Source organism: Caldicoprobacter guelmensis (assembly GCF_016908415.1).
Classification (GTDB): domain Bacteria; phylum Bacillota; class Clostridia; order Caldicoprobacterales; family Caldicoprobacteraceae; genus Caldicoprobacter; species Caldicoprobacter guelmensis.
In genome coordinates this window covers 115,956-131,728 of record NZ_JAFBDW010000004.1, presented here as the reverse complement: position 1 = coordinate 131,728, position 15,773 = coordinate 115,956, and the positions used below count along the sequence as shown (strand labels likewise).

The following is a 15,773-nucleotide window of genomic DNA, read 5'->3' as shown; positions in this document are numbered from 1 at the left end:
AGATAGCGTTCATATTTTATTACATATTATTTTACTCTGTCAATTTGAAATTGTCGATATAGGCCTGCCTTTCGGCTATTATCTCATCAATTCCCATTTCTTTGCAGGTCTTGCCCCACTCAATTACCAGCTTTTCAACCTCTTCTTCTGAATTGGCCGATAAGACCTTAGCCCAAAATTCCAATTTTGCATCTTTTATTGCTGGGAATTTCTGAGTCTCAACCTCGCCTGGCAGGAAGTAGTAATCCTTTGGAGGATCCATATCGGGCTTGTAATGATCACGAACCTCCTTACGATTCTCCCAACTCAGCTTGTTGTCTTCTCTGAGCAGCGCAGGCGGTGTGGTCTGCTTATCTGCAATTGCAGGAATATTGCACACCAGCTGTGCATAGTAGAATACCCCGTAAGCAGCAGCTTTATTCCAGTCGAGGTTATTTGTCTTTTCAATAAACTCTGGAGTAAAAACATACTTGCCTTCTTCATTCCAAGTATATGTTTTGCCTTCAATGCCAGCTTGTACCAATAGCTGCCCTTCCTCGGTTGCCAGATAATCCATCATGGCCAAGAAATGCCTCAGGGTCTCTTCGTCAACTTTCTTACTGATTATGACCGATGACCAGCACCCTACCCAGTTTGTCCAGTCCCTTAGGCGGCTTTTCTTTATTTCCTCTGAGGCATAAATCGGAGGTGGAGCTACATACATCAGCTCGGGTACCGCTTCCTTGGCATTATCGCTAAACGTATTCATGTCCCACCATGCCGCTGTAATGGCCGATGCCAGCCCAGATGAAACCTTCTCCTGAAATTGGGCGTGCTTTATGGTTAGCGCTTCTTTATCCAGCAGTCCTTCTTTTTTCAAGCTGAATATATACTTGGCAGCTTGCATCAGTTCCGGACTAGCGCTATACTCGTAATTTTTAACCCTCCAATTATCATTGGGGTCAAAAGGCAAGGTGTAAGTCTCATGCTGGCCAATCAACGGAAAAAATGGCTCGTAAAGCTGCTCAAGTCCTGATAAGTTTTCTCCCAACACTAAACCAATAACCGGCTGGCCGTTAACCTTTATTTCATTCACGCAGCGGCGCAAGTATTCCCTCAGCTCTTCTGGTGTTCTAGGATAGTCCATGCCCAGCTTATCCAAAAAATCCTTTCTGACATACAACCCATGGGGTGGTTCATTCAACACTTCATAGCCACGCCCAGTCTGCGTCGGAATGAAATAATTCTTGCCATCCTTTGTCTTGTATAGGATAAGCTCCGGCCGAACAAGCTCATAAAGATTTTTATAATCCTTGATTATCTCACTAATATCCCAAATCTGTCCACTTTGTCCCAATTTCTCATATATAGTCCGAGTATATGTGTCGTTACCTCCAAAGAAGATGTTCGGTACCTCATTAGATGCAACCATCAAATTCAGCTTTTGCGTGTAGTCATCCCCAGTAGGCACTGTCATGGGCTCATAAAGTATACGAAAATTGGTACGTCTTTCAATTTCCGGAGCAATGATGTCCTGTCCCTCTACCGGCCCAGTCCACCCCTGCTCAAAAAAGGTCACTTTTTCGGCATGGTGCTTGGCAAACTCTGGCCACTTGGAAGCCAACTCTGGAACCTGCCCATTATTTTCTCCTTTAGTAGAAGAGTTTTCATCATTATGCTTTGGCGTTTCATCGCTGTACAGGCTGCAGGAAGCCATTGCGGAAGCCATTAACACCAAAGCTATTACAAGGCATAACAAACGAAGCACTTTCTTCACATCCATCTCCCTTTCTTTTTAATTTTTTATACAAAAGCTGTGCTTTTGTATCAGCCTTTGATAGAGCCAATCATGATTCCCCTTATAAAATACCTTTGAGCAAAGGGATAAATCATGAATATGGGCAATACGGTTATAACCAGCATGGCCATCTTCAATGACTCAGGAGTAATGCGTATTTTTCTGATCATGCCACCCGCCGTTGAAAGATTTCTCTCCTTGAAAAAGCTCATCATATCAGTACCCTGTAGTATGTGCAAAAGCAATGTCTGCATAGGCCACAGCCGTGAATTGCTCATCATAATGGTGCCATCAAGCCAGTCATTCCAGTGTGCAATTCCTCCCAGCAATATAACCGTTGCCATTGCAGGCAAACACAGGGGGAGCACTATCTTAAAAAAGATGCGGCCGTATCCAGCACCGTCTATATATGCACTCTCCTCCAGAGACTCAGGCAGTTCCTTTATGCTGATCCTAAGCAACATTATATAAAACGGAGTGGCCAGCCAAGGGATCACATAAACCAGCACGTTGTTGGTCAAGCCCAGGGCCTTGCAAACGAGAAAATACGGTATTATACCCCCACTAAAATACATGGGTATTATGATCATCCAGTTGAAAAATTTCCTAAACGGTAAGTCTGATTTGCTGATGCCGTACGCAAACATGGCATTTACCAATGCCCCCAAAGCTGCACCTACCACAGTACGAAACACTGATATTAAGAAACTGCCTACCAGCCTCCTATCTTCAAATAATCTTCTATAATTCTCCAATGTAAACTTCCTCGGGAATAAATATATACCCCCTCTCATAGCATCCATACCGTCATTGAAAGAAAGCGCAATAACATAAATAAACGGATAAATACAAAGCAATGCAAATGTAGTCAATATGGCTATGTCAAAAGCTTGAAATATTTTCTCTCCCCTGGTAAGCCTCACCACAACACCCCCTATACAAATGACTCCTGATTACATTTCTTGAACACCCAGTTTGTAACTATAAACAGCAACAATCCAACTACCGACTTGAACATGCCCAGTGCAGCTCCTATAGATAAATCATCAACCGACCCGCTGGTTAGAGTGCGCAGCACTGCAGTGTCCAAAATATCGGCTATATCCCTCACTGCCAGATTGCTCATGGTCCACATTTGATCAAAGCCGGCATTGAGTATTCCACTGACTTGCATAATGAACAGCAGCGCTATCGTACTAGAAATACCTGGAAGTGTAATATATACCGCCTGCTTCCATCTATTAGCACCATCTATCATTGCGGCCTCATAATTTTCTACTGGTATAGTCGTTATAGCAGCCATATAAAATATAGTATTGTATCCCAACGACTTCCACAATTCAGTAAATACAATTATGCCATAAAATAAATCCTTTCTCTGCATAAATAAAACGGGATCTTTAATGACCTTGAGATTTATCAAAATCTGATTGACAACGCCTTCTGTAGACAGCAAACTGTACCATATACCAGCAACGATAACCCACGAGACAAAATTAGGAAGATATATAATGGTCTGCACGGTTTTCTTGAAATTGGTATTTCGCAGTTCATTGATCATCAATGAGAAGATAATGGGCATGGGGAAAGTGATAACGAGTTTTAGCCCACTTATAATCAGTGTATTTCGCAATGCACGTCCAAACACCGGAGAGCTAAACACCCGCCTGAAATTTTCAAATCCTACCCATTTACTGCCTAAAAACCCCGATACAGGGTCATACCTTTGAAATACCATCACCAATCCACCCATTGGCAGATAGGCAAATATAATGAGTATCAAGGCCCCTGGTATCAAGAACAGATACATAGTGCGGTATTTTTTTAGCAAACGCAGTGTTTCTTTAGAAAAAATCATTACGCCTACATAGCCTCCTTTTTAAGCGGCATAGTCCACATAAATAATTAGAGCCACGCCTAATTACAATATAGCATGGCTCTAATTATTTGTAATTGGACAAATAGAATTACAATGTGCACTTTATCTACATAACCTCTTTTCTATATTGTGTCGGCGTCTTACCCGTCTTTTTCTTGAAAATCCTGTGAAAGTATTGTTGGTCATCATAACCTACAGAAAGAGCTATTTCCTTGATGCTCATATTGGTTTTTGTAAGCAGCTCCACAGCACGCTTAATCCTCAAGTTTGTCAAATACTCGATAAAACTATACCCCACTTTATTCTTTATCATATTGGAGATATATTTGGGACTGAAGTTAAATTTTTGGGCCAGCATGTTGAGTGTGAGTGGAGCAGAATAATTTTCATCGATGTATTTTATTAACTGTTCAGCCTGTGGTAATAATTCTGCATATTGGCCATTTATTCTTACAGCACATTGTCTTAAAGCCTCTTCCAAATCCTTGCTTTTTATAGGTTTTAAAAGATAATGCTGCACTTCGTACTTCATAGCTCTCCGCGCATAATCAAATTCTGCATATCCGCTGATAATGATAAATTGAGTCACGCGATCGATTTTACGAATCTCCTCAATCAACGCTAAACCATCCATGCCCGGCATTTTTACATCGGTAATGACCACATCAGGTAAGACTTTTTTATAAAGCAAAAGCGCCTCTTCTCCATTTTCAGCTTCTCCCAAAATGCGCGTTTTTATCTCAACTTCTTGTAATGCGTATCTTACGCTGCTTCTTACCAATGGCTCATCATCAACGATCAGCACCGTTAACATAGGTTATATCTTCCCCTTTCTCGGACTTCGGTATTCTTATCCGCACCTCTGTATATTCCCCAAAGATGCTGTTTATGGTAAGGCCATAACCTTCCCCATAAAGCAGAAAAAGCCTTTCTTGAATATTCTTCAACCCTATGCCGAACTCATCTGTTTTGACTTTACCATCGGTGTCATATATATACTGGCGCAAGCGGTCAAGCTTATCAGCCGGAATCCCCTTTCCGTTATCGCGTATTACAAAAACAATATCTTCTTCTTCAAAGCCTACTTTTATTTCAAGCTGGTACCCAGTTTTCATATTCTCCATACTATGAGTTATAGAGTTTTCCACAATGGGCTGTAAAATAATATGAGGCATGCTATAGTCAAGCACTCTCTCATCAATTTCATATACTACCTTTATCCTATCCCCAAATCTTACCCGCTGAATATCAAGATAATTTTGTATATGCGCTATTTCATTCCTCACCTTTGTCATGGAACTTCCACTAGGGTTAATGTTATAGTAAAATATATCGCTCAGCTTTTCAATCATAGATACAACACCTTTAGCATCGTTCTGTTGGGCCAGCGCTTTAATAGATGCCAAGGTATTAAAAAGAAAATGCGGGTCTATTTGTTTTTGCAGCACATATATCTGCGCCTTTTTTCGCAAAATTTGGTTTTGCCGCACAGAGGCGATCATGGCGTTAAACGATCTGATCAGGTCACCCAATTCATCCTTTGCTTCTAGGCTAATCTGCCCCGCAAATTCCTTTCTCTCAATCTCGTGTATAAAGTCAATCAACCTGTTAATAGGTTTTATATAAGTCCTGGCTGTCAGCTTGGCCATGACAATTAACAACATTACAGTACTAACCGCAATAATACCCACCGAAAGTTGAAAATTTAGAATCTGCTTGTCAGCATATGCTTTGTCGGTAAAGGTGATGAACTTCCACCCGGTCAACCGTGAATTCCAAGATGAATAATAGTATTCACCTTTTCCTTTAATTGATATTACGCCTTTATTTGATAACTGTGACCAAAAATTCCCCTTCCTCGAAGTATTATATATAAACGGTCGAGAGCAGTAGGCAATGTCTCCATCCTGCCTTAACACTAAAACAAATCCTTTTTCCTTAAAACTAGTTCCTTTGAGCATCTCCCCAATGACAGATTTATCTATGCTGGCAATGACGTACCCATACATCTTCCATTTATAAACATCCCTCACTCGTAAAGCATATGCAAAATGCTCCTCCTTTGAAGATACAGGCGGAATAAAATTGGATAGGGGCAGTAACTCTATAGGGCTTTCTTCAAGCTGTTTATACCACTTCTGGTTGGTTACCCCCTTTTTACTATAGTTGCCAGTTACATCTGCTGGATTGGAAGACATAATATAATTTATATCTTTAACCACAATATAAACATGAATCCAATCATAGAACTCGTGGATGTTTTTTAAGTAAGCATATGCATCACGGTATACCAAATAAGAACCGTACTCGCTATAAGTCTTAAATATCAATGACTTAATGCTGTTTTGTCTACTGGTGGTCATAACAGTGTTTCTAAGGATTTCCATATACTGGTCAAATGTATTGACAATCTGCTTTGCTTGATTATCCAACAACATTTTTGCGTTGTAATACAATAAATTCTGTGAAATAATGGTTACTATAAATACCAGCGAAAATATCAACAATGCACCAATGATACATATAGCAACAAATAGTTTGTTTGCCATGCCCCTAGGAACAATTGCATCTATTAACCTACCTATCAATCTTCTAAAATACATACCCAAAATGCCTCACCTTATCCAAATGGTGTATCTAAATCAACCAAAATAAAGCAACCTACCATTAGTTAAAGTTTATTTCTTGCAACATATCCAAATCAACTCATTATCTCCTATAAGTTCTAACTGCTGATATCATAGCACGAATGTTCTCAACGGGGGTATCAAAGCAAATAGGACTACCATTGGCCATGATGAACCTCCCGTCTTTAGCCGCTTCCAATTGCCTTATAGTCTCCCTTTCTACGTCTTGTGTTGTCCCCTTAAGAAGGGTATAAACGCTGTCTAGATTACCAAATAGTACAACTTCCCCTTCAAGCATTCTGTATATTTCAGCTATGTCCAATACAAACGTCTTCTTGGACTCTTCAACCATCAATCCTTTGACGCCCAATTTCCTAATGTCCTTAATAATGGGTCTGATATCACCTAAAAAGTAAACAATTGGTACCAAGCCCATCTTGTCAATGCTCCTATAAAAGAACTGCTGGGCCGGAAACACTATATCACGGTACATCTGAGGAGAAATAATATCACAAGAACAGTACGTCTCCGAACCGATATAGCCGTGTGCTCCACTTGCAACCAGTGCTTCCATTCTAGGTAACAAACCTTCATATAGTCGAAATATAAAGTATTCCATCATGTCAGGCTTCTCAGCAAGTGCAGTCAAACCCTCAACGAATCCCATATAGCTGTCAAACACAGTGCATATGGGATTGCCTTCATTTAAGGCGATAAACACCTCTTCTCCGTATTTTTCCGATAATATTCGTATGTGGTCAAACACGCCGCTATTTAGTATTCCTTCTTTCGTAGGATATGCTAATTTTATAAATTCGTCTATAGCTGATTTTGACTCCAGCTTGCATACTTCTTTGAGCAGCCTATCGTATTCACGGTAATAGTTCTCATCCCTAGACACGCGTGAAGCACCCGTTGTCAAATGAAACATATCCGGTTTAAACGTCTCATAAAACAGTTCATCCACCTTTGCCAGCTCTTCTCCCGACAATGACCAAGCAGTAGCTTCTCCTTCGTACCCAGAGATAATTCCTGCCAGCTGGAACTTATATAATCCCCACCAATGCGGAGTAACAGGTATTTGGTCAGTTGCTTCTCCGCGAAATGTCTTTAGCATCAACTCCTTAGAAGTCATGACTGTCACTCCTTTTCTAAATTGGTATTATATGTAATTTAGTAGCTCTATATCCCTTTTTCTAACTTTTAATAAACAGTTTCAGCTATATATATATAATATTCTACATATCATAACATTACAAGACATTTTTAAAGTTTAACACTTAAAAATCTTTGAACTTTCCATCTCCATGAATGGTAAACATATACGATATCAAATAAAGCTTTTTTATACACTAGAGCTGGCAAACAGAACAAACATATTTACCTTAACTAAATTCATAGTGTATAATTTAATAAGCGCTTTTTCTAAAATTTTAAAAGAGAAGGGGAAGGGGTAGAGAATATGTCTTTTTACAGCAAAAATAACAGAAATTATTATGCTCTAATGATTGAAGGAACACTTTTTTTTACTGGCCTAGCTTTTTTAGACACTAACTCAGTAATTCCTATATTTATACACACATTTACGCACAGCCTCCAACTAGCAGGGCTGGCCAGTACAGCAGGATCTGCATCATCGCTATTGGCTCAACTTTTTATTGGACCATATGTACGCAAGATCAAGAACATGCCGGCTTTTATCTCGACAATAATGTTTCTATTTAGACCCCTTCCGTTGCTGATGTTACCAATTCTAATGTTTATAACCAATCCATACATAGTAGCATGGGCTTTCCTGGCAATATACGCGCTTTTATGGGCCAGCGATGGCCTCATTGTGGTACCTTGGTTAGATGTCTTTAGCCGCACAATCCCAGATGACCAACGGGGAAAACTACTTGGTAACCAACAGCTGTTAGGCGGCATAGGAAGTTTAATAGCAGGATTTATAATTAAAATAACGCTACAAAACGCTAAACTCCCGGTAACGAGAAAATATTGTGTACTTTTTGGAACATCAGGAATCCTTTTGCTTTTGTCAGCTCTAGCGATGACTTTTGTTAAAGACGCTCCAAGAAAGGATAATCACAAAAGTTCCAATATATTGGAATACTATTGTACCTTACCAGAACTTTTAAACAAAAACAAAGCCTACAGGCATATGCTAGCTACCCAGATAATAGGTAGCTTTGCAGGCATGACCTTACCTTTTTTAATTCTGTTTGGCCAAAATACCTTTGCCTTGTCTCCAAACCAGGTTTCCACACTCATATACATCCAAATCATTGGTTCACTGATTGGAGGACTATTTTGGGGAAATATCAGCCATCGTCTTGGCAATAAATATGTAATACTGACATCACAGATTATTAACCTTGTACTTCCTTCTCTCGCCTTGACAAGCCTTGGATTAAATAAATTTCTGTCACCTTTATTTATCCTTGTTCCCATATGCATACTAGGCGGAATAAATAAAGGAGCATGGATGGGGTATACTAACTACACCATCGACATAACAGACGAGGAAAACCGCCCTGCATATTTTGTGCTGACAAGCCTAATAACCTTCCCAGCCACCTTCCTCCCGTATCTGGCCGGAGCCATCGCAGATACCTGGGGATTTGTTCCATTATTCATTATTAGTGTGATAGCCGCCGTGTTTTCTACATATTTTGCGCTTACCCTCAAAAACACCAAGTAAAAAGATCGGGTGTTTATCCCGACCTTTTTTCAAACCTATTTATCCAGTACTCCATTGCTTAAACCCAAGGGTAATGGCGCCGGACGACTACACGAGCTATGAACGAGATAATGGCTTCCCCTTTCCGATGCATCTAAAAATCCCTGCATGACGTCCAATACGTGATAGGCCATCTCTCCATTTGCCCTGTGTGGTCTCCCTGTCAACAGTGCATAGGCCATATCAGCCACCCCAATGCCGCGACTGTTGTCAGCATAACCGTGAGTCAAAGGGATCTCTTTCCACTCACTCGCACCCTGTCGCCTTACAAGCACCGGTCCACCAAAAGTATTAGGATCAGGCACGCTGAGGGTGCCCTCACTACCGTAAATTTCTATTCGCGGCAAATTAGCATTCCATATATCGAAACTGGTTATTATAGTCCCAACAGCTCCATTTTCAAAATCCATAATGCCGGCAATATGCGTAGGCGTTTCTACCTTTATCTTCGTACCATATTTGGGTTGACTGGTAATAGTCCTTTCGGGGAATGTAATTCTAGCCGATGCCGTCACCCTCCTTATAGGACCTATAAGGGATATCAAAGCCGTCAAATAGTATGGCCCCATATCAAACATAGGCCCACCACCTACCTGGTAATAAAACTCAGGATCAGGATGCCAGCTCTCATGGCCATGGCATACCATAAAAGCCGTCGCTGCAACGGGCTCACCTATCCAACCATCATCTATCAACTTTCGACAGGTTTGAAGCCCCGCCCCAAGAAAAGTATCAGGAGCACACCCTACTAAAAGCCCTTTAGCCTTGGCTATGTCCAGTATCTTTTTCCCTTCTTCACGAGTGATGGCCAACGGTTTTTCAACATAGACATTTTTACCGGCTTCAAGAGCAGCTATACATATCTGAGCGTGTGCTTTAGGAACTGTCAAATTGACTACAATATCAATCTCGGGATCGGCAAGAAGTTCCTCCACCGAGCAGACTTTGGGAATATCGAATTCTTTTGCCCTGGCTTGCGCTCTTTCCAGAACCAAATCTGCACAAGCTACAACCTCTAAAATCTCAAACCGTTGACTACAGTTTTTCAAATAAATACCGCTTATATTACCACATCCCACAATTCCCACTTTTACTTTTCTCATCTCAACCATCCTTTCCCTAAAACATCCTCTTTATTGCTTGAATTGAAATACCCTCTTTATCCTTAACCTGCATAGCAATATCGTAACCTTCAGCTGCCCAGAGAAAACCTCTTCTCATTATAGTCCTTACAGGTTCCATCTGAAGCACATCTACATGATGCCCTAAAGAACAATAAAATACCCTACCTTTTCCCCAACGCTTGGTCCAAATAACCGGAACATCCACATGTCCGTTGGCAACATGAGGGCCATCCACTACAGGAAATCGTGTGGTGGCAAGTACTTCTATTGCTGGGTCAATATGTACATAGTATTGTTCGCTCCTTACAGTAAAGTCATCAATCCCTTCCACAATTGGACTGGATCCCCTTTTAATGTTAACGATGTATTCCACTCCATCACCGCCGGGATGAGCTACCCACTGTCCTCCTGTCATAAACTGCCATTGAACACACTCTCGGAAGGCGTCGCACATCCCCCCATGACATCCCGCAATGCCCACTCCACTAGCAACGGCTTCAAGGACAGGGCCCACTTGAGCGTCTGTAATCTTACCCATAGTCCATACAGGAATGATAAGATGAAGCGATTTGAGTTTCTCTACATTCAAAAATGCATCTAAAGTCTCAGATATCTCCACCTCAAACCCTTCTTCCACAAGGATATCGCGAAATAGTTCTGAAACCTCAACTGGCTGATGACCTTCCCAGCCACCTCTGACTATAAGGGCTTTTTTCTCCACAACATCACATCCCCTTTCAATGAGTTTTAATATAGCCTCTTTAACAAATTATACCAAAAAAATCACTACAATGACATAAAAACCTCCCCAGCCCGACCTTACAGCTGGAGAGGTTTAGAATCATTCATTCTTCCTTGACCAAGTCTCCGCGAATCAAAGCCTCTAAGTCATCCAGCATCTTGTTAACCTGACTTTTTGCAACTACAAATTCGGCCTTCCCACTACGGAACACCGCGTAAAAATCATTATCGTACGGTACATAATTCACATGGGCCTCTCTCCTTGAGCCCTTATTCAAGAAGAAAGTGGTTTTAACCTCTGGATTCTCCTCAGCCATCTCCTTATCTATTTCAGCATCTACCAATATACCAATCAGACTCTGATAAAACTTCTTAAAAGGTTTTTCTTGTACTTCCTTACCGTCTACCCTATAAGTGGTAATAACCTCGTCTTCCTCACCTTCCTTCTCAGCCTTTTTGGTTTGCCTGGTAAGGGTAAGCACATGGGTTTTGCCACGTCCTTCTATTATGATCTTATCTACGTTATCGATATTAACAATATAGGCAAATTTATCCACTATATCAAACGGCTTTGTATCAAGCAGTTTAGTCTTGCTCTTCTCCATAGTATACACCGAGTTAACATCTGCAGTCTTGAAGTATACGCTTTTACCGTCATCCGTATCTTTTCCAAAATATAAATGGAGCGTGTTTTCCTTATCTTTGACAATAAGTTCAGCTACTGGGTCATCTAATCCATACTTCGAGAGGTCCTGGGGGTTATCCTCTACAAACTCCTTGATGGCTTTGCTGGTAAGCGAGGATATATCATCCAAAACTTTTTGGAATTTATCAGATGATACGCCCATCGGCTCATTATAAGGCTGGGTCATTCTCCATAAACTCAACCCAAACTGTGCCTCATCTTTTGACTGCTCATCGTTCATCTCTATCTCAATAGTAGGCTTTCCCTTCTTGGCTATTTTCAGGTAGGTGAGCTCTTGAGTTTTTATCTCGGGAAGATCTTTTTCCCGCACATCCGAGAGCTTATAGCTGAAATGCTCACCATGGTTCATCCACACCGAATAAACCTTGGGGTCTCCTTCAGCCATTAAATAATAGGTATTGCCTGCCGGCGTCTTGTTACCCAAGTACAGCACTTTCTGTGTACCGTCTTTCAAAAAAGCCTTAGCAACAACAACCGGTTTATCCAGGCCATATACCGATAAATCCTTAGGTTCCTCCTCTATTATCCTTTCCGCGTATAGATTGGCAAAACTATAAGCTATATCATCAACAGTCGTCTGGTCCAAAACCACAGGATAGGGGTAATCCACCGTCCATTTACCGTCCTTCTTTTCAAATGTCAAAGTAGTCCCATCCCGTGATTCCAGCACCATTTTGACAATGTCCTCTTTTGGCACTTTGCATATCTCTACGGTTTTATTATTCTCAGCCTGCTTTTTGGGCCGGTTACTCACGTAAAAATACGCAGCAACCAGCACTGCCAGCACAACCGCAAGCGCAAGTATGCTCCGTTGCCTCTTTTTCATAGATGCCTCCTCCTCAGCCATACTGTGAGCCCTGACGCCAACACAATGAGAGGAATCAATACTACAACTATGCCTGAGAATATAAGCTGCTGGTAAGCTGATATTCTAAGCCGTGGGGTTGTCAAACTCTTGGGCCGTATCGAGATGCTTTCCTCCCTGTCTCGCAACCAGTTAAGACTGTTGAGTAGGAAATTGACGTTACCTGGTACTTGAGAAACCAATCGGCTGTTCAATATGTTGGTATTGGCCACCACTAACACCCTGGTCTCCTTGGTCTCATTATCCTGGTATATCTTATCAGTGATGGCAACCGCAATGTTAAACGGCCCTTCTAAATCCTGCTCTTCTTTCTCTATTGTTTTAGCTTCTAGGTTAGTTTTTGCCCATGCCTTATCAGAGGTAACCAGCAAAGGTTCTATAGTCAAGGTCCTCCTCTTCATCTCTAGCACCTCTATACTCTGCGAATGAGGAGCAAATACATACATTTGACCCGACTTAAGCGGGCTCAAAATACTGTGACTTTCCATATTGGGTATTATATAGAGAGGATTACCTGGATAATGCATGTTGGGATCCCCTTCTACCACCAAAACCCTCTGAAGCGCTACACCGTAGCTTTTGAGAAGGGATTCGAAATTGGGCAGCTCCCCATTTAAATTCTGTATGAAAAATATCGCTCTCCCCTGATTTTCTAAATACTTCCTAATCCTTTCTTCTTCTTCTTTTGTAATGTCCCTCTTAGGTGCAAGTACCAATAAAGCATGGGCCTTCTCAGGTACAGAATCCTGAGTAACAAGGTTCAAATCCTCTATAGTATAGTTTTCCAACTCAAGCTGTTTTCTTACATCATAAGGAAGCGAATCCTCTCCATGGCCTACCAGGGTATATACAACGGGTAACTCCTCAGCTGTCACATACAGTATAGCCCCTGTCAAGCGCTGTTCCACAGCCAGAGACTGAGCATACCACTGCCCAGAATATTCGTTGTAGGTGTAGTTTACTAAGTCGTACCGGTCAATAACCTTGAACTTGTCCCCGCTCTCTACGATCAAACTTCCAGCATTTAAAGATTCGCCGCCCTTCTCATACTTTGTAAGCAACTGTGGATATCTCTCGGGGTCGATAACAGTATAACTGATCCTTTTGGAGCGCTTTTGGTATCTTTCGATGATCTCAAGCACAGTCTTATCCTCTTCACCGGTCTCATAAAGAGCAATAATTTTAACATCTTGTTTTAAGTTATCTAGTACCTTATTGGTTTGCTCGGACAAAGAATACATCTGATTCTGCGTCAAGTCCAGTTCCCAAGGGATTTGGTCAACAATCAAATTGATTATTATAGCAATGGCAACGACAACCGCCACCATCAAAGTAGCGTATCCACCATATTTAAACTTTTTACTTCGAAAGGATTCCTTTATAGCTCTAAAGTCGAATTTCAAATGTAACTTCTTCATTTCGTCTCCCCCTTCTGGTTAGCTCCACCTTCTCTTTTCAATTACCCTTACAGTCAAGAACAGAAATACCGCTGAAAAAGTGATGTAATAAACTATGGGGCTTAAGCTTAAAATCCCCATCATAAATTTTTCATATCTTTTAAGTAGAGAAAACCACTCAAAGACCTTTACGATGAATCCATCAAAGAAATATTCGTTGCTAAAATATATGCCGGCTATAATACCAAAGCCTACCACAGCAATTGCGACGCTCACAAATATATTTCTAGTGGAAAAATACACCAAGGCCGCCACTCCTACCGCCAACGCACATGCAAACACTATACCTGAAATCCTATCAGTCGGTAACCCTTGTATGACCCAGTCCAAAATCCATATGAAAAGCAGTGCGCTGAATGTCACAACCGCAGCAATTACCTGATTGTCAGTTAAAGAAGAAATAAATAATCCTATGGATATGAATGCCGCTCCTAGCAGGAAAAAACCTATATACCCACCAACTATTTCCCAAACAGCAATAGTACCGAAAAAGCTTAAAATAACAGGATACAGACAAGTAATCAACAGAGTGAGCAAAAATACAGCTACAGCCGCAAAATACTTGCCCAACACTATCCCCGTAACGCTCAACGGACTGGTAAGCAGCAATTGATCGGTTTTTTGCCTGCTTTCTTCCGACATTAACCTCATGGTAAGAACCGGTACCACTATTAAAAATACAAACGTTATACTGCTAAGCACGCTTATATAATCCGGCCTTGCAGTGAGCAAGTTAGAAAAAGCGAAGAATATGCCGCATATCAGCAAGAAAAAGCCCATAAAAATATACCCTGTTGGCGATGCAAAATACGCTTTTAATTCCCTCTTGAATACAGCCAACATCAGGAAACCTCCCTTTCCTCAGTTGTAACTTGCAGGAATATCTCTTCTAAAGTTAAGTCAACCGACCTCATATAGAGTATCGGATATTCTGCGCGACTTAAAGCATAAAACAAAGGCCTTCGTATATCAATATCCCTTTCAGCCTCTACCAGTATATCTACCGTACCAGGCTCCTTAACTCCCTGTACTTCAGCATTTTTGACGCCCTCAAGCTCCCTTATTAGCTTCAATACCTGCTTCTCTGGCCCAGCCACCCGCAATGAAAGCCTCCCCGCACCACTTAACCGTTTGGATAAATTCTCCGGCGTATCGCTTGCAACAATCTTCCCCTTGTTTATTATTATCACTCGTCCGCACACAGCGCTTACTTCTTGAAGAATATGCGAACTCAATATGATGGTGTGTTCTTTTCCTAGCTCTTTTATAAGGCTACGAATCTCTATGATCTGTTTGGGGTCAAGGCCTACCGTAGGCTCGTCCAGTATGAGTACCGGCGGCGTACCTATCAAAGCCTGCGCTAAACCCACTCTCTGCTTGTATCCCTTAGAGAGATTCTTTATGAGCCTCTTACGCACATCGCCTATTTTCACCAAATCCATAATCTTCTCCATACTCTGTTTCTTGGTCGATTTATCTATCTTCTTGATGTCGCTGACAAAGTCCAGATATTCCTGTACCGTCATATCCATATAAAGGGGCGGAAACTCTGGCATGTAACCTATTCTCTTTTTGACCTCCTCGGGCTCTTCCAAAATATCAAAGCCGTCCACTTTTACAGTACCTTCGGTGGCCGAAATATAGCCGGTTATAATGTTCATGGTTGTGGTCTTGCCAGCACCGTTTGGCCCTAAAAAACCCAGTATCTCGCCTTTTTCAACAGTAAAATTAACATGGTCCACAGCTACGTGCTGGCCATATCGCTTGGTCACGTCTATAACCTGAATCAATTATATCCCCCCTACTCGCGATTTTATCTACTAAACATTATATCAAAAGTTTGTACCCTGTGTATGA

The 15,773-nt window shown here is 41.3% G+C and carries 13 protein-coding genes; 1 reads left to right on the top strand and 12 read right to left on the bottom strand.

Annotated elements, in window-relative coordinates; genetic code table 11:
• Nucleotides 1-31 precede the first annotated feature (31 nt).
• The 6 genes from JOD02_RS06795 to JOD02_RS06770 all read right to left on the bottom strand — a co-directional run bounded on the left by JOD02_RS06795 (nucleotide 32) and on the right by JOD02_RS06770 (nucleotide 7,418).
• On the bottom strand, nucleotides 32-1,756 hold the full coding sequence (locus JOD02_RS06795) for an extracellular solute-binding protein (RefSeq protein WP_204488159.1): 1,725 nt from the start codon (nucleotides 1,754-1,756) through the stop codon (nucleotides 32-34).
• Nucleotides 1,757-1,806: 50 nt separating this feature from the next.
• Nucleotides 1,807-2,700, bottom strand: a complete 894-nt coding sequence (locus tag JOD02_RS11500; RefSeq protein ID WP_204488157.1) for an ABC transporter permease subunit — start codon at nucleotides 2,698-2,700, stop codon at nucleotides 1,807-1,809.
• 11 nt (nucleotides 2,701-2,711) lie between these two features.
• Nucleotides 2,712-3,635 carry an ABC transporter permease gene (locus JOD02_RS06785; protein ID WP_204488155.1) on the bottom strand — a complete coding sequence of 308 codons (924 nt, stop codon included), beginning with the start codon at nucleotides 3,633-3,635 and terminating at the stop codon, nucleotides 2,712-2,714.
• 127 nt (nucleotides 3,636-3,762) lie between these two features.
• Nucleotides 3,763-4,470, bottom strand: a complete 708-nt coding sequence (locus JOD02_RS06780; RefSeq protein ID WP_204488154.1) for a response regulator transcription factor — start codon at nucleotides 4,468-4,470, stop codon at nucleotides 3,763-3,765.
• Nucleotides 4,448-6,259: a cache domain-containing sensor histidine kinase gene (locus JOD02_RS06775; RefSeq protein ID WP_204488152.1), complete on the bottom strand. Its 1,812-nt coding sequence runs from the start codon at nucleotides 6,257-6,259 to the stop codon at nucleotides 4,448-4,450. The genes JOD02_RS06780 and JOD02_RS06775 overlap by 23 nt, the downstream gene beginning before the upstream one ends.
• A 106-nt stretch (nucleotides 6,260-6,365) precedes the next feature.
• Nucleotides 6,366-7,418, bottom strand: coding sequence for a uroporphyrinogen decarboxylase family protein (locus JOD02_RS06770; protein WP_204488150.1), 1,053 nt, complete (start codon nucleotides 7,416-7,418; stop codon nucleotides 6,366-6,368).
• Nucleotides 7,419-7,745: 327 nt separating this feature from the next.
• On the opposite strand from JOD02_RS06770, the gene JOD02_RS06765 reads away from it, so the two are divergent.
• Nucleotides 7,746-8,984, top strand: a complete 1,239-nt coding sequence (locus JOD02_RS06765) for an MFS transporter (protein WP_204488148.1) — start codon at nucleotides 7,746-7,748, stop codon at nucleotides 8,982-8,984.
• Between the two features lie 35 nt (nucleotides 8,985-9,019).
• Here the strand turns inward: JOD02_RS06765 and JOD02_RS06760 are convergent, their stop codons facing one another.
• From JOD02_RS06760 to JOD02_RS06735, 6 genes are all read right to left on the bottom strand, one after another.
• Nucleotides 9,020-10,126, bottom strand: a complete 1,107-nt coding sequence (locus JOD02_RS06760) for a Gfo/Idh/MocA family protein (RefSeq protein WP_204488147.1) — start codon at nucleotides 10,124-10,126, stop codon at nucleotides 9,020-9,022.
• 16 nt (nucleotides 10,127-10,142) lie between these two features.
• Nucleotides 10,143-10,868: a ThuA domain-containing protein gene (locus JOD02_RS06755; protein WP_204488146.1), complete on the bottom strand. Its 726-nt coding sequence runs from the start codon at nucleotides 10,866-10,868 to the stop codon at nucleotides 10,143-10,145.
• 124 nt (nucleotides 10,869-10,992) lie between these two features.
• Nucleotides 10,993-12,420, bottom strand: coding sequence for a DUF4340 domain-containing protein (locus JOD02_RS06750; RefSeq protein ID WP_204488145.1), 1,428 nt, complete (start codon nucleotides 12,418-12,420; stop codon nucleotides 10,993-10,995).
• Nucleotides 12,417-13,877 (bottom strand): GldG family protein, encoded by a 1,461-nt coding sequence (locus JOD02_RS06745; RefSeq protein ID WP_204488144.1) that lies wholly within the window; start codon nucleotides 13,875-13,877, stop codon nucleotides 12,417-12,419. Before JOD02_RS06745 ends, JOD02_RS06750 begins: the two co-directional genes overlap by 4 nt.
• An 18-nt stretch (nucleotides 13,878-13,895) precedes the next feature.
• Entirely contained in the window at nucleotides 13,896-14,759 is an 864-nt protein-coding gene (locus JOD02_RS06740) for an ABC transporter permease subunit (protein WP_204488143.1), read from the bottom strand.
• Nucleotides 14,759-15,706 carry an ABC transporter ATP-binding protein gene (locus JOD02_RS06735; protein WP_204488142.1) on the bottom strand — a complete coding sequence of 316 codons (948 nt, stop codon included), beginning with the start codon at nucleotides 15,704-15,706 and terminating at the stop codon, nucleotides 14,759-14,761. Before JOD02_RS06735 ends, JOD02_RS06740 begins: the two co-directional genes overlap by 1 nt.
• Nucleotides 15,707-15,773 lie beyond the last annotated feature (67 nt).